Source organism: Coprococcus sp. OM04-5BH (assembly GCF_003482105.1).
Classification (GTDB): Bacteria; Bacillota; Clostridia; order Lachnospirales; family Lachnospiraceae; genus Coprococcus.
The window spans coordinates 843,358-861,370 of sequence record NZ_QULM01000001.1 but is presented as its reverse complement, the minus strand read 5'-3'; the positions used below and the strand labels follow the sequence as shown (position 1 = coordinate 861,370).

At 41.0% G+C, this 18,013-nt stretch carries 13 protein-coding genes; 1 reads left to right on the top strand and 12 read right to left on the bottom strand.

Annotation, left to right across the window (positions count from 1 at the left end; all coding sequences use genetic code 11):
• Positions 1-159: 159 nt before the first annotated feature.
• Positions 160-765, bottom strand: coding sequence for a TetR/AcrR family transcriptional regulator (locus DXB54_RS03650; protein ID WP_118694281.1), 606 nt, complete (start codon positions 763-765; stop codon positions 160-162).
• 492 nt (positions 766-1,257) lie between these two features.
• On the opposite strand from DXB54_RS03650, the gene DXB54_RS03645 reads away from it, so the two are divergent.
• On the top strand, positions 1,258-2,607 hold the full coding sequence (locus DXB54_RS03645) for an MATE family efflux transporter (RefSeq protein WP_442872130.1): 1,350 nt from the start codon (positions 1,258-1,260) through the stop codon (positions 2,605-2,607).
• A 123-nt stretch (positions 2,608-2,730) separates the two neighbouring features.
• Here DXB54_RS03645 and DXB54_RS03640 read toward each other — a convergent pair whose 3' ends face one another.
• From DXB54_RS03640 to DXB54_RS03590, 11 genes are all read right to left on the bottom strand, one after another.
• On the bottom strand, positions 2,731-3,354 hold the full coding sequence (locus DXB54_RS03640) for a sugar O-acetyltransferase (protein WP_118694280.1): 624 nt from the start codon (positions 3,352-3,354) through the stop codon (positions 2,731-2,733).
• Positions 3,355-3,390: 36 nt separating this feature from the next.
• On the bottom strand, positions 3,391-3,969 hold the full coding sequence (locus tag DXB54_RS03635) for a zinc dependent phospholipase C family protein (protein ID WP_021938842.1): 579 nt from the start codon (positions 3,967-3,969) through the stop codon (positions 3,391-3,393).
• A 176-nt stretch (positions 3,970-4,145) separates the two neighbouring features.
• Complete coding sequence (locus DXB54_RS03630; protein ID WP_118694279.1) at positions 4,146-4,805, bottom strand: TatD family nuclease-associated radical SAM protein; 660 nt, start codon at positions 4,803-4,805, stop codon at positions 4,146-4,148.
• Positions 4,806-4,946: 141 nt separating this feature from the next.
• Positions 4,947-5,777: a pyridoxamine kinase gene (locus tag DXB54_RS03625; RefSeq protein ID WP_118694278.1), complete on the bottom strand. Its 831-nt coding sequence runs from the start codon at positions 5,775-5,777 to the stop codon at positions 4,947-4,949.
• 216 nt (positions 5,778-5,993) lie between these two features.
• Positions 5,994-7,751 (bottom strand): leucine-rich repeat domain-containing protein, encoded by a 1,758-nt coding sequence (locus DXB54_RS03620; RefSeq protein WP_118694277.1) that lies wholly within the window; start codon positions 7,749-7,751, stop codon positions 5,994-5,996.
• Between the two features lie 134 nt (positions 7,752-7,885).
• Positions 7,886-9,733, bottom strand: a complete 1,848-nt coding sequence (locus tag DXB54_RS03615; protein WP_118694276.1) for a hypothetical protein — start codon at positions 9,731-9,733, stop codon at positions 7,886-7,888.
• Positions 9,734-9,761: 28 nt separating this feature from the next.
• Complete coding sequence (locus tag DXB54_RS03610; RefSeq protein ID WP_118694275.1) at positions 9,762-12,107, bottom strand: leucine-rich repeat domain-containing protein; 2,346 nt, start codon at positions 12,105-12,107, stop codon at positions 9,762-9,764.
• Positions 12,108-12,556: 449 nt separating this feature from the next.
• A complete protein-coding gene (locus DXB54_RS03605) occupies positions 12,557-14,308 on the bottom strand; it encodes a hypothetical protein (RefSeq protein ID WP_118694274.1) in 1,752 nt (583 codons plus the stop codon).
• Positions 14,309-14,428: 120 nt separating this feature from the next.
• On the bottom strand, positions 14,429-16,621 hold the full coding sequence (locus DXB54_RS03600) for a hypothetical protein (protein ID WP_118694273.1): 2,193 nt from the start codon (positions 16,619-16,621) through the stop codon (positions 14,429-14,431).
• 28 nt (positions 16,622-16,649) lie between these two features.
• The gene (locus DXB54_RS03595; RefSeq protein ID WP_118694272.1) at positions 16,650-17,102 is read right to left on the bottom strand and encodes a hypothetical protein; all 453 of its coding nucleotides are present in this window, start codon (positions 17,100-17,102) and stop codon (positions 16,650-16,652) included.
• 2 nt (positions 17,103-17,104) lie between these two features.
• Positions 17,105-17,941: a zinc ribbon domain-containing protein gene (locus DXB54_RS03590; protein WP_118694271.1), complete on the bottom strand. Its 837-nt coding sequence runs from the start codon at positions 17,939-17,941 to the stop codon at positions 17,105-17,107.
• Between the last annotated feature and the right edge of the window lie 72 nt (positions 17,942-18,013).

Below are 18,013 nucleotides of genomic sequence, written 5' to 3'. Positions count from 1 at the left end.
CATTTGTTTTACACTTTTTTTGTCTATCCTTCATGGTTACATTATTCTTACTATAATTAGTTTCATCTAACTGTATTGTGATTTTTTAGGCAGTATTGCTACTGCCCTGTATTAATTGTTTATTCATGTTACGCATACATTATATGCATGTATGCTACGTTATCTGACTCCTTCGATCACTGATCGCCAGCCTGCCTGATTGAAGGTCTGAATGTATGCCATAAGCTCAACTGCGTCCTTATACTCCAGTTTATGAGTTACTATCTCATAAATATAACGCCAGCCTGTACTGCACATTACATGGATAAAGAAATCATTCACCCTGTTATCCACAGTTGAATACTGATCTACAAACAACCTGTAGTACTTCTCTTCGATTGCCACCAGACTGTCAAAATAATTCTCGTATTCTGTACCTGCAGAACAACAGAATATCAGCCGGAACACATCAAAGTTGGCATATATATATTTCAATACCAGATCTGTCCCCTGTTCGCCGAAAGACTCTGCCTTATCTGCGTCACCGCTGTCAGCTGCCGCACTTATACTTCCAAGATACATATCCATAAGTCCGTCTGCTGCCGGCTTGACCACCGCAGAAAACAGACCTGCCTTGTCCTTAAATCTTGTGTATATGGAATTGGTGCTGACACCACTATCTGCAGAAATCCTTCTAAGACTGGCATCATGAAAACCATATTTCAGAAATTCTTTTTTAGCACTGTCTAAAAGGGATTCCGTAACCCCTGCTGTCTCCTGTCTCATTCCCACCTCCGTATTTTATTTAATAACATTGTTACTGTAACGCTGTTATTCTAACAATCACCCTAGGTATTGTCAAGGATATTTTTTTATTATTAAATACAAACCACGGTCAACTCAATTTTCCCAATCATTCTATATTGAATTCTCAACCTGTATCTAAAATTTTTCTTACATAAAAATGTTTTTTGTGTTATCATAGCGGAGAAAAATTTAGTGTAATCACAAGATGTAAATCCAGCATTTTTGAATTTTGTTTTTTGATGTTACAGGGTATGTCATATGATACCTGCTATTAATGCGTGTAATCTGGTGCAGTATATCTGCAGGATTACACGCATTTTTTGTTATAGCAGGAAGGTAAATGCAATATCATGATGGCATCTTACCACCGCCTATACATTTTCAGGAGGATATCACAACATGAAAGAACAAAACCAAAACGAAATCTTACTAGCTGACCCCAAAAACAAAACAGTCCCGGCAAAAAACAAAATGGAAACCATGCCGGTGAACAGGCTTATGTTAAACATGGGTATACCTATGATAATATCCATGATGCTGCAGGCCGTCTACAATATAGTGGACAGTGCTTTTGTGGCAAATATAAAGGGAACCGGTGAACAGGCACTAAACGCCCTTACTCTGGCATTCCCTGTACAGATGCTTATGGTAGCTGTAGGAATAGGTACCGGCGTCGGTGTAAATGTACTTCTGGCAAGAAGTCTTGGTGAAAAAAATCATGACCGAGCCAACAGGACAGTAGGCAACGGAATATTTCTTATGGCTGTAATATACATTATATTCCTGGTCTTTGGATTATGTGGCACAGATATCTACATATCCTCCCAGACCACCAATCCTGTGATCAAGGACATGGCAAATGACTATCTGCGTATATGCTGCTGCTATTCATTTGGCGTTCTGGGATTTTCTCTGTACGAAAAGGTTCTCCAGGCAACAGGCAGAAGCATGTACTCAACCATAGCCCAGATAGCCGGTGCAGTGTCAAACATCATACTGGATCCTATACTTATATATGGACTTCTTGGATTTCCCAAGCTCGGAGTTGCCGGTGCCGCCTACGCAACAGTTATCGGTCAGGTAATATCCCTGTTATGTGGAATAGTATTTCATGTGACAAAGGATAAGGAGATAAAGAATAGTTCAAGATTCATTCTGCCATCGGGAAACATAATAAAAAATATCTATGCAACAGGTCTTCCTGCCATCATCGCACAGGCACTGATGTCCGTGATGACCTACCTGCTCAATGTTATATTTGTAAAGATAAACGAAAATGTAGTCACTGCCTATGGTCTGTATTACAAGATCCAGCAGTTTATATTATTTGCCGCATTCGGAATGAGAGATGCTATAACCCCTATAGTATCCTATAGCTACGGCATGAAAAATAACGAACGTGTGAAGGACGGCATAAGATATGGTCTGCTCTATACCACCATAATAATGGCATCCGGGCTGTTGCTTGTAGAAGCACTGGCAGCTCCATTCTCCAGCTTCTTCGGGCTCTCGGGAGATACAAGAAATCTGTGCATGTCTGCCATGCGTATCATCTCATTAAGTTATATCTTTGCCGGTGCAAATATCGCTTGTCAGGGTATATTCCAGTCCCTTAACCGAGGAATGGAATCTCTTGTGATCTCAGTATGCAGACAGTTCCTGTTTGTCATTCCTGTAGCTTATCTCCTGACTATCGCTGTCACAGCTGATCACGCGGCACCATGGATCGTATGGCTTACATTTCCATTTGCAGAGATAGTTTCTGCAATTATTTCTGCCGTACTAATGAAGTGTGTAAAGAAAAAAATACTTGCTTACTAACAGCGATAAAATATACACATAAAAAAAGCTGCCTTTGGCAGCTTTTTTTACAAGCCTATAGGTCTTCCAATTTATAACATCAATAATAACCTATAACTCCAACAATTATCTATGCTCTATAACTTATAATGTCCACAAATCCTTGCGTTGTCTTATGGAATCCTGCTCTGTGATCTTTCTGATCACGCGGCAGGGATTACCTACTGCAAGACTATTTGGAGGGATATCTCTCGTAACTACACTTCCGGCTCCGATCACACAACCATCACCAATAGTAACTCCACCTGTTATGACCACGTTACTGGCGAACCAGCAATTATCGCCTATTGTTACAGGCTTGCCATATTCCTCATCATAATCATGTCCGTCCCGGGCAGTCTTAATATTCCTCTCCTGCCACATAAACGAATGCATTGGTGTTGCTATAGTGCAGTTTGGTCCAAAGAATACATTATCTCCTATCTTAACAGGGCATATATCCAATACCGTGAAATTAAAATTAGCATAAAAATTCTCTCCAACCGAAGTGAATCCCCCATAGTCAAAATATACCGGTCCCTGGAGAAATGCGCCCCTGCCTCTGTGGGGAATCAGCTCATCAAGTATCTGCTTTCGCTTTTCTTCTTCATCTTCAAATGTATTATTGTATCTCTGGGACAGCTTATGTGCTTTTAATCTCAAACCAGCCAGTTCTTCATCTGTAGGATCATATACCTTACCAGCCAGCATCTTCTCCTTCTCTGTCATATATGTTTTCTTCCTTCCACATTAAAAGTATTTACATTAAATATTTCCCATTGATACATTTACCAGCTTATTGCAGGACTCAGAGTATACATGGTCAAATACTGCACTTACTGCATACAGGATATAATTCATGTCGCATTCCACTGTGCCATTTTCCTGCATGTACTGTTCATGCAGCTCCTCAATGTCACAAAAGCTCTTTATGTCAGTACATATCTCTGCGGTTTTTCCAAACAGCATCTGGGAGAATCTTCTGTGAAGGGTGACCTCGTAAGCGCAGTGGTCAGCTAAGCTTCCTGCGAAATTTCCATTGTGGGGATAGGTAAATGAATCTGCCACATAATGTGTGAGCTTCCCCAGGCGATAGTAATCCCACAGTCCCATTGTGGCTTTATCCTGCAGTGATTCATACAATCTCCTCATGGCAGGCAGGACATTCTCATAATTGTGTCCCCGCAGCTTCGCCCCCGGCTTCCAGCCATGAAAATATGTGATCAGATTCCAGTCAGGCTCAACAGCCCCTAATATAAAAGCCCGTCTTAATATATCAGGAACATTATCTTCAAATCTGTTCTCAAGAAATTCCCCGAGAATCCTATGATCTATTGTCTGCATATTGGTCTCCTTTCAAAAAAATACAATATAGCCTGTGTTGCTTACCAAGCCACTTATCAGGATCATCTACATCCTGATCTCATATCTGATTGTTAAAGATTATAACCAATAAAAATAAAGTTCCTAATAAATATGTATAAATATTTGCTAAATAATTCTTAAAATTCTAATTTCCCCTAATTCTCAAATGGCCGTACCCTCAAGGTTACTCCCAGCCCTTCACATATGCTGCGGCACTTCTCGATCTTGTCCTCCGGCATAACCTGTTCAACTACGGTCATAACTACGTTGGGCACATACTTCTTCGCCAGAACTGCGAATTCCTTCATGGCTTCATAGGACTTTATGCCAAACCGTGATCTGGTAAGTTCAAGAAACTCCTTCTCCTCAGGTGCATTTAATGATATGGATACTGTATCTATCCTTCCTGCAAGCTCCGGGGTCACATCCCTGCCATATATGAGATTTGCAAGGCCTATGGTATTAAGTCTTACCTTAAGCTCCGGATATTTTTTCTTCAAGGCGTCTATGACCGCACATACATCATCAAGTCTTTCAAGAGGCTCGCCAAAGCCGCAGAACACCAGCTCATTTATGACACTGAGATCGAATTTATCACAGAGAGCCAGCACCTCTTCCACAGAAGGCTCCCCCTCCTTAAGCCACAGGGTATTGTTTTCCTGCTGCTTCTTAGTCTGTCTCAGGCAGAACACACAACTGCAAGGACATTTATTTGTCATGTTCACATAGACATTTTTTCCTGTAAGGTCACCGCTCTTTTCTATATCAAGGTAGCCTTCCTGGCCAACCTTTCCGGTCACTGTATAAAGAAACATTCTCACGCCTCCGATTTTCACATTTTATTTCTATAATAATTAATATTCTATTCTATACACAATTTATCATAAACAAAAATTTCAAATCTAATTTTCTCATGTTCTGAAATTATGCTGTCCAATCAATTTATCACGACTTCTTCAGCACTCGTCCACAAGGTCTTTCAGATACATCTCAAAACACAGCCCCCAGTATTCGGGCACTTTATTCTCCTCGCAATAGCTTATGCACTTTGACACATATGCGGCGGCCTTTTTTACCGACTCGTAAAAGCTGTGTCCGTTCATATACATGCCTGCTATTACAGACGCGATCACGTCACCTGTGCCGCTTCTGTCTCCGCCGATCCTGTCAGCCATGACCATCTGGAAGTCCTCATCCTTGTTGTAGATGAAATTTGCAATCTGGGTTTTATTAAAACGTATCCCTGTCACCACTATATGCTTCGGTCCCTGGGCAGCCAGGGCAATGCACATCTTCTTAAGCTCTTCTATTGTAACAGTGTGATCAGGATATGGCAGATCCAGCAGGGTGGTAAGCTCTGTAAGATTAGGAGTGATTATGTCTGCATACTTCACCAGCTCCTTCATCCTGTTGCACATGGCTTTATTATAGGTCTGATACAGCCTGCCATAGTCTCCCATTACCGGGTCCACTATTACAAAGTTCCTGTCATTCTTAAAGTACTTTATAAAATCCGTAACTATCTCAACCTGACGTTCCGAACCTAAGAAGCCTGTGGATATTGCGTCAAATTCCAGATTAAGTTCCTTGTAGGTCTGTATATAGTCTTCCATCTTATCTGTATAATCATCAAAGTAAAATGTAGGGAACTGGGTATGGGCTGAAAGTATGGCTGTAGGCACCGTAACAGCCTGTATCTTCATGGCTGAAACTATGGGAGCCATAACTGCTATGGAGCACCTTCCAAAACCGGTAACATCATTTATTAAAGCTATCTTCTTCTGCATTGTTTTTAACCTCTGTCAAAAATTTTAAGTGTACTGTTTTTACCATTTGCTAAAGCTTTTATGTCCATGAAATTTTACCATCAAATGAGAGCTTATTCAACCGGATATAGAAAAAGCAGGCATAACATCTGCTAAACTTTAACACTGCAAATGCTATGCCCGCACCATTATGAAACTATATTATTTAATAAATGTCTGCCAACAACCAACATCCTCTTACTTTACCTTTTTCTGCATAATTCCGTTCTTTACATAGTAAACGGAACCATTGTAGGTAACATTACCGGTATACTTGAAATCAACCTTACCGTTGTTCACGTAGTACCATTTGCCGTTGTACTTGCAGAGGGTCCTTGACTTATCAATCTTACCATTCTTTATGTAATACCAGCTGCTACCGTACTTGCAGAGAGTCACTGACTTGGTGTCCATCTTACCGTTCTGCACGAAGTAGTAGGTATTATTGTACTTACAGAGGGTTCTTGACTTGTCGATCTTGCCGTTCTTGATACAATACCAGCTATTGCCATATTTGCATAAGGTTCTTGCTTTGAAATCAATCTTACCGTTCTTAACGTAGTACCAGGTGCTGCCATGCTTCACGAGAGTTGTGGCTGTATAATCGACCTCACCATTTCTTATATAGTACCATTCTCCCTTATACTTGAACAACAATGTGGCATTTCTGTCAACTTCTCCATATTTTGTATAGTATGTCGGCTTTCCGTATATTTCCAGGATATCCTCTATTTCAAACTGAGTGCCAATATTCAGCCCTCTCATATTATCCTTATCAAGATATGAGAACTCTTCATTAACAAGATAATTCTGATAGCATATAAGATATTCAAGCTTCGTGCTTTTTCTCAGATCAAGCTTGTCAAGCTTGTTACGGCTACAGTTCACATATGTAAGTTCTGCATTATTACTTAAATTCAATATCCTAAGCTTGTTGTCAGAGCAATCAATTGATTGGAGCTTAGGATTGCAGCTCATATCCAATGCTTCCAGTTTGTTCTCAGAACAATACAGCTTTGTCAGCTCCGGATTATTGCTCAGGTCAAGTGTTTCAATGTTATTCTTATCACATGAAAGAGTTTTAATCAGGGCATTATTTTCAACGTCTAATTCCGTCAATTGGTTATTAATGCATGAAAGAGATGCCAGTTTTTTGTTACTGCTCACATCAAGTTCCTGCAGTTTATTATCGTAACAAAACAACGTGGTAAGCTCTGGGTTGTTATCAGTCTTAAGCTCTGCAATATTGTTTTTTTCACAATATAAGATAGAAAGCTTTGGATTATTTCTTATGTCTAATTCTGTCAGCTTATTACTGCTGCATTGTAATTCCTCCAATGCTGTGTTGGCGGAGACAACCAGTTCTGAAATACTATTGCCCCCCAGTCTCAGTTCTATCAGCTTGGTATTGTTCCTTACATCTAATTCTGTCAGCTGGTTATTATCGCAGCTGAAATGCTTCAGTCCCGGGCAGCCACTCACATCCAATTCCGTCAGCTGATTCTTGACACAATACAACGTCAGAAGACTTGGATTATCACCTACATTCAATGAAGTAAGCTTGTTACTGCTACATATCAGGCAGTCCAGCTTAGTATTCTTACTGACATCAAGAGATGTCAGCCTGTTTCTGTAACAATTTAGGTACTCCAGATTTTTGAACAGCTCTATTCCCTTCAAGGAATATATCTGCATCTCCTCTACATTAATCTGCTCAACTAAATCCGGATTAATATATCCGTCACCATCACCATCAAACTGCCAACTTAAATACTCTCTGAATTTATTATCCGGGAAATTCTCTTCGTTTAATTCAACACGGGTTGTGGTACTGTCTGATGCCGTTGCTGTTATCACCACGTCCTCACTTGCCTCTACATACATGCTATTACCTATGCAGATGCTATTCAGTATCAGCATCAGACTAAGAAGCATGCTCATAAGCCTTTTTCTCATCCTAATCTCGTCCTCCTCATTGGTTTTTTGAGACCCTACTCTTGCTTCTATTATCCACCATCATTTGCTGAACATCAACCATATTTTCTTTAATTCATACGTCTTCCGATCTGCAAATGATCAGCCGTCAGTATTTATTTTACCTTCTTCTGCATAATTCCGTTCTTTACATAGTAAACGGAACCATTGTAGGTAACATTACCGGTATACTTGAAATCAACCTTACCGTTGTTCACGTAGTACCATTTGCCGTTGTACTTGCAGAGGGTCCTCGACTTGTCAATCTTACCATTCTTTATGTAATACCAGCTGCTGCCGTACTTGCAGATAGTCACTGACTTGGTGTCCATCTTACCGTTCTGCACGAAGTAGTAGGTATTATTGTACTTACAGAGGGTTCTTGTTTTGTCAATCTTACCATTCTTGATATAATACCAGCTACTGCCGTACTTGCAGAGAGTCACTGACTTGGTGTCCATCTTGCCGTTCTGCACGAAATAGTAGGTATTGCCGTATTTGCATAAGGTTCTTGCTTTGAAATCAATCTTACCGTTCTTAACGTAGTACCATGTGCCGCCGTTCTTAACAAGAGTTGTTGCGCTGAAATCAACTACACCATTCTTTACGTAATACCATTCTCCATTGTACTTAAAGAGCTTGGTCACCGTTAAATCCTTGTCACCATATTTTGTGTAATACCACTTGCCATCTACCTGCTCAAGGGTCTCAGCGTCCTTCTGAGGGGAAATATTAAATATATCCATATTGTCCTCGTCCAGATATGAGAAGTCTTCATCCTTAAGGTAGTTGTCGGAGCAATCAAGCTGAACCAGTTGGGTATTATTCTTGAGATCCAACTTGGTAAGTTTATTTTTTGAGCATGACAATGTTAAAAGTCCCGGACACATACTTACATCCAATGACTTAATATTTGTATCGTCACACATAAGGGTCTCCATCTCAGGGCAGTTGCTTATATCAAGCTCTCCAAGGTCATTGTTCTGGCACAGGAAATATGCCAAATGTGTATTCTTGCTGACGTCAAGCTCTGTGATATTATTATCATAGCAGGAGAAATCCCATATTTCGGGACAGTTGCTTATGTCTATCTTGCTTATGTTGTTTCTGTCCACCTCAAGTATCTCCATACCGGTATGCTTTGTCACGTCAATTGAAGATATATTGTTATCCCCTGCCCATATATACTGAAGGTCAGGATTTTTGGATATGTCCAGTTTATCCAGCCCGCAGCCTGTACAATCCAGTATATTAAGCTGTGGATTTTTGCTGATATCCAGCTCCTTGATAGAGTTGTCACCGCAATATAAAGAAAGCAGATCCGGATTGTTAGTTACATCAACTTCACTTATGTTATTACCACTTACACCTAAGTCCTGCAACGCTTTGTTTTCGCTTACGTCTATCTCTGTAAGCTGATTGTCAGCACACTGAAGCCACAAAAGCTTAGCATTCTTGCTGACATCTATGCTGCTGATCTTATTTGAATTAAAGCCTAAAAGTTCAAGCTTCGGATTATTGCTGACATCAAGGGTTGTAAGCTGGTTATCTTCTAAATTGAGGGATTTAAGATTTTTATTTTTGCTTACATCCACACTGGTAAGGTTGTTGCGCTTACATTCAAGCAAAGTCAGGTTAGGGAACAGTTCTATTCCTTCAAGGGAACTGATGTCCATCTCGTCCATAAAGAGTGAGATCACATTGTCGGGATTTACCCATCCTTCACCTTCCATATCCCAGCTATCAAGAATCCCCTTCCTTAATCCTGCATCAGGGAAATTCTCCTCCGTGATATATAGCTTGTTTGACTCCTGAACGGCACTGCTGCCCGTCCTCTCTGCACTGGTAGCAGTGGCTACTCCCACCTCATTTGATCCTTCTTCTGCATTTACTGTCACAACAGGTGCAAGGCTGCTGAGTCCCAGTGACAACGCTAATGCAATGGCCATACATGATTTTTTCATATACATCTTCCTTCCTATGTTGTTTATTTTAAGCTCTGCCTATCTTCCTCTGCATAACTCCGTTCTTAACGTAATAAACAGAACCGTTGTATGTGACATTTCCTGTATAGTGGAAATCAGCCTTACCCTTGTTCACGTAATACCATTTGTCATTGTACTTCGCCAAGGTTGTCGCATTATTCAGTTTTCCGTTTCTTACGTAATACCAAATGTTGTTATACTTAACGATAGTGGCAGCTTTAAAATCTATCTTTCCATGATTAACGTAGTACCAGATGTTATTGTGCTTCACCAATGTTACGGCTGTGGAAGCCACCTTGCCGTTCTGCACATAGTACCAGGTTCTTCCATAGGCAAATAATCCAGTCTTGGTGAAGTCTACCTTTCCTTTGTTCACGTAATACCAGCTATTTCCCCTCTTAGCCAAGGTAGTTGCTGTGAAATCCACAACTCCGTTATGAACGTAATACCATGCACTTCCGTACTTCACTACTGTAGTCGAGCTTGTATCGTATCTGCCGTTCTTTATGTAGTACCAGCTTCCGCCTATCTTCTCTAAGGTTTCGCCTTCTGCCTCAACGGTCTCAAGCTTCTGCTCACCACAGACTGAGCAGGTATACAGCTTGCTTCCGGCCTCCTTAGCTGTAGGCTTCTTCACGTAGACGCCCTCATCCCATGCATGACCATTTGCAGGGATCTCTTCCTGGGCTACAAGAACCTCACCGCACACGTCACAGTGCTTTCCTTCTGTAAGTCCACTCTCGGTACAGGTTGGCTCTACCGCTTCATCTATTACTTCTTCGTGTCCTTTTGCAGGAATCTCTTCCTGTGCCACAAGAACCTCACCGCACACGTCACAGTGCTTTCCCTCTGTAAGTCCACTCTCGGTACAGGTTGGCTCTACCGCCTCATCTATTACTTCTTCGTGTCCTTTTGCAGGAATCTCTTCCTGTGCCACAAGAACCTCACCGCACACGTCACAGTGCTTTCCCTCTGTAAGTCCACTCTCGGTACAGGTTGGCTCTACCGCCTCATCTATTACTTCTTCGTGTCCTTTTGCAGGAATCTCTTCCTGTGCCACAAGAACCTCACCGCACACGTCACAGTGCTTTCCCTCTGTAAGTCCACTCTCGGTACAGGTTGGCTCTACCGCCTCATCTATTACTTCTTCGTGTCCTTTTGCAGGAATCTCTTTCTGTGTCACAAGAACCTCACCGCACACATCGCAATGCTTTCCCTCTGTAAGACCATTCTCGGTACAGGTTGGCTCTACTGCCTCATCTACTACCTCCTCGTGTCCCTTCGCCGGAATAACCTTACGCGGTATAACGGTCACGCCACATTCGGTACAATATTCCCCCTCAGTGAGACCTGAGGTCGTGCAGCTTGCTGCCTTGCCTTTATACACCCCCTTTGCGTAACCATGCTTCTGTCCGCTGACATCATATGTCTCAAATGAAGTCTGATCCAGGTATGAAAAATCCTCATTCTCCAGGCAATTATTTGAACAGTTTAATTTGTTTAATTTGGTATTATTGCTAAGATCAAGCCTATGTATGTTATTGTCCTCACACTTCAGCATTTCCAATAACGGGCTTGCACTGACATCCAGATAAGTGAGTTTATTCTGGCTGCACCATATACGTGTCAGCTTTGTATTGTTACTGACATCTAAAACATCAAGATTATTGTCCAGACAATACAGCATTTTCAACTCTTTATTATTACTTATATCAAGATTACTAAGATTACATTGATGGCACATTAAAATGTCCAACTTGATATTCTTACTTACATCCAATGAAACCAGATTGTTTCTATATATGCATAGCTGTTCCAATTTGGTATTTTCACTTAAGTCTATATTGGTGATCTCATTGTCTCCGCAAAGCAGCACCTGTAACCTTGTGTTATTACTCACATCAAGACTTTTGATACTATTCCACTGACATGACAGGCTCCACAATGCTTTGTTCTTGCTTACGTCTAAGCTGGTTAGATTATTTTCGTCGCAGTGAAGACGCATTAATTTTGGAAATAATTCTATTCCCTTAAGGGAACTTATCTGCTTTTTAGAGCACTCTATGCTAATTACATCATCAACATTTACCCAGCCGTCCCCATCTTTATCAAATTCATCCGTCAGAAACTGTCTGAAATTATCATCAGGGAAATTCTCGGAACTTAACTGAACCCTGTTATCCTCTTCCCCCGCAGTCCCAACGGAATCTGATCCTGTAGCAGTCAAAGTCTCTGCCTGAACCACCTCACCTGCTCCCGGCTGTTCCATTGCTGCATTTACAGACACTACAGGTGCAAAACTGCTGAGCCCCAACGCCAATGATAACGCCGTTGCAATAAAAGTCCTTTTCATCTCTCATCCTCCCATTTTTGAACTTAAGTCCATTAAATCAAGTTTTCACACAAAACTTGACACAGTAATTTTTACTGTCAAAAGGTTTACCTTTTGACAGTGGTGTTTTGAGAACTGATTTTTTATAAAATGAATATGGCTTTTATACACATTTTTGCATTGTGTCTATTAATTTTTCCTGTTTGTGGGTTTATGTGGTTGAAATCTGCCAGAATATGGCATATAATTTAGGCATGAAAAAACTGTCAAAAGGTAAACCTTTTGACAGTTTTTTTCGTTTAAAAGGACCCGGCATTTTAGGCTTCTAAAATGCCGGGTTTCATTTCTTTACCCATCATACCCTTATGATATTCCATTCAATTTCCTAACACTTGTTATTTGCTTTTTGGAGTATCATGTATGATATTGTGACTCAAGACACTATGGTAGAATTTATATTTTGTTTATTTCTACGCCCTTCCGAGCTTCTTCTGCATAACGCCCTTTTCTACATAGTACAATGAACCTCTGTACTTTACATTTCCGGTGTAAGTGAAATCAGACTTGCCCTTATTGACATAGTACCACTTGCCGTTATATTTGCATAAAGTCTCAGAATTATTGATAACTCCGTCCTTTATATAATACCAGGTCCTATTGTACTTAACCAAGGTAACAGCTCTGAAATCAACTCTTCCGCCATGGACATAATAATACTTACCGTTGTATTTCACCAGCGTAACTACATTGAAGTCCACCACACCGGCATTTATATAGTACCAGCTATTTCCCCAGTTGAAGAGACCGGTCTTCTTGAAATTAACCTTACCATGCTCAACGTAGTACCATTTATTTCCTCTTTTCGCCAGCGTATTCGCATTGAAATCAGCCACGCCATTTTTCACGTAATACCAGGAACTGCCGTACTTCACCACTGTGGTTGCCGATGTATCATGAACACCATCCTTTATATAACACCATTTGCCATCTCTCTTCACAAGAGTCTCACCCTTTGGTGCAATAGTCTCGGTTCTCTGTTCGTTACAATTTTCACAGGTGTATACAATACTTCCTGCCTCAAGAGCAGTAGGTGCCTTAATGACAACACCCTGATTCCATTTGTGTCCCAGTGCCGGTATCTCCTCCTGCCTTGCAAATATCTCTCCGCAGTCCTTACAATGGCTTCCTTCTGTAAATCCCGGTGCAGTACAGGTTGCAGCCACGGCTTCGTCAACCACCACTGTGTGTCCCTTGGCAGGAACCGGCTTACTGTCCTCAACCTTTATACCACAGACTTCGCAATATACATCACCGGTAACACCGGGCTCCGTACATGTGGCAGGAACAGCATTCTTGAACAGCTTCGTGTATTCGTGTTTCTGTTCATCCAGACCATCAATAAGTTTCTTGTCCGGATATGTAATATCACTCTCCGAAAGACAGTTACCCTGGCAAGCTAAATATTCATATTTAACATTATCGTTCAGGATCAATTTATGGATATTATTTTTATAGCACGCAATACCGGTAAGCTTCGGACAGTTGCTCACGTCCAATGTGACAATATTATTGAACGTACACTGTAACCGTGTTAATTCTGTATTATTGCTTACATCAAGAACCTCAAGCTTATTATTAAAACAATCAAGCTCTTCAAGCTTTGTATTTCTGCTGAGATCAATGGATGTAAGCTTATTCCAACTGCAATTAAGTTTCTTTAAATTCACGTTATTGCTCAGATCAAGCTCTGTCAGTCCATTCTGACAGATTTCAAGTTCTGTCAGCATTACATTTTTGCTGAGATCTACCTCCTTGATCCCCTCAAGTGTTGGCTCATCCTTATCCAACTCTTTGACAATTCCTACACAGCTAAGCTTCTCCAAACTTGTTAATAACTCTATGCCCTTCAAGGATTTAACTTTATCCCCCAAAACATAAATATAAGTAACCTTTGCCACATCTATCCAGCCATCTCCGTCCTTATCATAGGTATTAGAAAGATATTGCCTGAAGTTGTCATCAGGGAAATTATCTGAATTGATCTCTACCTGTCCGGTCTCGTCATCCTTTCCTGCGTCTGTATCTGTAGCTGCAAATACTGTGCTTTCACTCACAATGCCTGTATCTTCTATATTTCCTGACGCGTTTACAGTTATAGCCGGTACCAGCCCGGTGAACTCCAACGTCACCGCCATGGCCATTGCAATTAACTTCTTTCTCATTACGTATCCCATCCTTTCCATCAAAATGTGTTTTCATTCAATATTATCTGTAACTAATAAAACTCATCTGCTTCTGCAAATATCAGGCTTGGCAGACTTTATATTGTGTCAAAGCCCATATTACTGTAATTCAGGTGGCTGAAGCATTAGCCAGTTGTACATCTGATTTTCAGTTACTATTCCGTCCAATAAATTGTCATCTATATCAGTTGCCATGTCTGCATTATATGCCTGTGACATTTTTTCATTATACTCAGCTTCTGATATCTCATTGTCTTCCCATTCATAGGCAACATAATCAGGGCCAAAACCATATCCTTCACCCTTAAATCCTTTTTCATAAATCTTTTCATCATTAATGTAGTAAAGCACTTGTGCCACTCCTAAATCTGACGGATCTCCTTCATAGTCAATAAATTTTCCGCCTTTTTCTATGTATGAATTTACTCTACCATATAACAATTCCCCTACTACTTTTCCATTATAATTTGTCAAAATTAATGAGTCACCCATTCCACGCCAATCTAAATTTTGGAATACTATCTCTGGAATATCATCATTGGTAATATAAGCGACTTGAAATTTATTTTGTCCTTCGGACTTTAAGTCAAAGCTAATTCCATAATCTTCCTCAGCCGTCATTAATGCCTCCGCATATGCCACAGCCCAGTCCGCATGAAGGCTCTTGCACTCATATATTGACCAGAATTTTTTTCCATCCATTTCCTTTAATTCCAGTTTCCACTGGGTTCTGCTTATTACCGGAGTGCCTTCGTCATCTGTCTTCTCGATTTTGTTATAGTCCTCAGGACGATATCCATCAACTGTAAGATAATAGTAGGTTCCATCATATTTAGCCTCTAATATTTTGTTGGCATAATTATTAGGGTTCATCCCTCCATTTATAGGATCATATAACATACAATATTCATTTTCGTCATAATAAATACTTCCACAAACCAGTTTTCCATCTTCTGTTTCCGGTTCGCTTGGTAATGCTTTCTTAAGCTTGTCTATGGAACTATCTGACATATTTAAAATATTCTTTTCAATCCATTCAATGCCCTCAGACGAATACCTCCCACATTCCAAATCTTTACTTGTTGTGCCCTCTGACCTATAGTTATACTTAGGTGATAATGTAAAATCCACGATATCATATTGAGTAAATGCATCACTGTCTCCACCATTAAGCAACTCATATAACATATTATCCGGTGGATTTTCACAGGAATAATCCTTATCTGTAGCTGTTCCATAATTTTCAAATTTATTCAGGAACACATACAGACTATCCTTTTCCGGGATTTCAGACACTGCTATCTCATAAGGTTCCGGTGGGGGTGCCTCTGTGGTCACTTCCGTTGTAGCTTCTGTAGTGATCTCAGTAGTCCCCTCAGTTGTGGTCTCTTCTGACACTGCCACCTCACTTGTAGCCTCGGTTGTTGGTTCTGCGATCACCTCTTTATCCTTATCATGCAAGTGCAATATAACGCCTGTGGCAGTTCCTCCAAGTACAGCTACACACGCCACAGCACATGCGATCTTCGCCCCAACAGAGGCAAATACTCCTGTCTTGGCTACCCCTGCCACTGCACCTTTTGCCACTGCTCCGGCGGTTTCTCTGGCAACTGCTCCCACAGTCTCCTTGGCTACGGCACCTACCGTTTCCTTAGCTATAGTTCCGGAAGCCTTAACTGACGCAGTTACAACGCCTTTTCCTGCTTCCACGGCTGACGCTGCCTTACCTGCCAAAGCTTTATTTCCAACAGACACTGCCCTGCCTGCAGAAGCTGATCTTCCAACTGCTGCCGCCTTGCCTCCTATTGAAGAAGCTCCAACCATGGAGCCTGCTGACTCAACATTTGCAGCCCCATAAGCCCCATTAAACATTGCAGCCCCTATACCTGTTGCTGCTCCAACTGCTGCCCCTGTAGCCATGCCGGCACCGGGGCCTTTCTCTTCGCCGTCTTCATATGTTTCAGCTCCCAAAACTCCATACGTCTGTCCTGCTCCGGAGCCTAAAAATTCATATATTTTTCTCTTTGCAATATCATCTATCACCTTTGGCAGCCAGTCCATAAACTGCTCCTCGGATTGCACCGCATTGATATTTGCAAATACAAAATTGTAGCTCTCCGCAAGAATATCCTGTGTGAACCTTGTCTTCTCCTCATCAGACAGAGCAAGGTTCGCCACCATGGGATATATTCTCCTGTACTGATCCTGATATGTATTGTAGTAAAGGAAATCCACGCCCTCCTGCTTTCCTTCCTTTGCACTTATCAGGCCCGCTCTAATGTTATTTACCATTTCTTCTCTCCACTTTACTCAGTCATCATTAGTACTGATTGTTTCCGTATCTCATGTAATTCCAGCAGGATATCATGTATTCCAACTGGTTTATTGGATAATATTTCGTTTCTAATGCCACCGTACATCCGGCAGACGAAACTCTAATAAATTTGTATTGTTTTAATATGTACCACAGGAAAATCCCGAGACAGCCTACCACCAACACTGCAAATGCTGCCTCCGACTGTTTGTAGATCTTCTTCCCGAAGCTGATCATAACAAATGCATATGCAATAAAAATCATCAACAGCATTTTCGAACGCATTTTGATGAAATCAATGCTAAGTATGTCCTGGGAACGTATGGACACATCCCCTGCCTCACGACGGATATACCAGTCACGGAGATTGTAGTGATTTCCCTGTATCATCAGATATCCGTTTGCAAATGTAATATTTCCTGATCTTGGCGATAATGATCCGATATATATACCTCCCAATATTACTGCACCGTCCTTTTCAGATTGTTATGCTTTCCGCCATTTATGGCTGCGGATATTTTTTTCGCCATATCATATTCATAATTCTCTACAGCCTTATCCTTTGCAAGGCGAAGCTGCTGATGAAAATTATTGATCTCCTGTCCTGAAAACCATCGTATGTCAAATGCTATTTCGCCACCTGCATATTGGATAGATATCAGAGAAAGTTTATTATCATAATATTGGTATATTAAGAACAATAGAGCAGACAACGCAGCGAGTCCCCCAATAACAGCTAACCCCTCTTCTATATCATACAACAGCATAATCAAAAATATTGAAATAATCACTAGAGCCCAGGCGAGAATGGCATAACCTATATTGACCATTCTTATAAATCCACTTCCTGTAACATCCTTCAGATCCACTACCTGACTACGTGACATCTTATTTGCATTGGGATTTCCTCTGCCGTTGTAGGAAATAGTATATGACGTACCATAAAAGTATGCACGTTTGTCACTAACCACAGCAAAGCCATTCCTCACTGAGCCGTTGTGCAAATAGTTCTGAATGTAATTATTTCCCAATGTTGCCACAAGCTTTTCATTAGGGCTCATGAACAACCGGGTAAATCTTGCGTCATTTCTATTTTGTGCCGCCATCATCTGTGCATTTGTACATCTTGGACAGACCCCATTTATCAGTTGCGTTCCACATGCAGGACATACACCGCCCTGACTGTACTGCTGCCCACCATTATTTTGTTGTTGATACGCAGCCTGCCCATAACCTGCCTGCTGATAGTTACCATTCTGCTGGTAATTCATATTCTGTTGATACTGCTGTTCTCCCATCGTCTTTCCTCCTAAATTTGAACATCAGCCCATTTAAAATTTGCGTTAGGCAAAGGGCTGACGCTGCATGTC

What these genes read in the sequence shown, in the direction of transcription:
- DXB54_RS03645 (WP_442872130.1), top strand. Translation starts at nt 1,258, where the DNA reads ATGGAAACCATGCCGGTGAACAGGCTTATGTTAAACATGGGTATACCT.
- DXB54_RS03590 (WP_118694271.1), bottom strand. Translation starts at nt 17,941, where the DNA reads ATGGGAGAACAGCAGTATCAACAGAATATGAATTACCAGCAGAATGGT.
- DXB54_RS03610 (WP_118694275.1), bottom strand. Translation starts at nt 12,107, where the DNA reads ATGAAAAGGACTTTTATTGCAACGGCGTTATCATTGGCGTTGGGGCTC.
- DXB54_RS03600 (WP_118694273.1), bottom strand. Translation starts at nt 16,621, where the DNA reads ATGGTAAATAACATTAGAGCGGGCCTGATAAGTGCAAAGGAAGGAAAG.
- DXB54_RS03615 (WP_118694276.1), bottom strand. Translation starts at nt 9,733, where the DNA reads ATGAAAAAATCATGTATGGCCATTGCATTAGCGTTGTCACTGGGACTC.
- DXB54_RS03605 (WP_118694274.1), bottom strand. Translation starts at nt 14,308, where the DNA reads ATGAGAAAGAAGTTAATTGCAATGGCCATGGCGGTGACGTTGGAGTTC.
- DXB54_RS03640 (WP_118694280.1), bottom strand. Translation starts at nt 3,354, where the DNA reads ATGACAGAGAAGGAGAAGATGCTGGCTGGTAAGGTATATGATCCTACA.
- DXB54_RS03635 (WP_021938842.1), bottom strand. Translation starts at nt 3,969, where the DNA reads ATGCAGACAATAGATCATAGGATTCTCGGGGAATTTCTTGAGAACAGA.
- DXB54_RS03625 (WP_118694278.1), bottom strand. Translation starts at nt 5,777, where the DNA reads ATGCAGAAGAAGATAGCTTTAATAAATGATGTTACCGGTTTTGGAAGG.
- DXB54_RS03650 (WP_118694281.1), bottom strand. Translation starts at nt 765, where the DNA reads ATGAGACAGGAGACAGCAGGGGTTACGGAATCCCTTTTAGACAGTGCT.
- DXB54_RS03620 (WP_118694277.1), bottom strand. Translation starts at nt 7,751, where the DNA reads ATGAGAAAAAGGCTTATGAGCATGCTTCTTAGTCTGATGCTGATACTG.
- DXB54_RS03630 (WP_118694279.1), bottom strand. Translation starts at nt 4,805, where the DNA reads ATGTTTCTTTATACAGTGACCGGAAAGGTTGGCCAGGAAGGCTACCTT.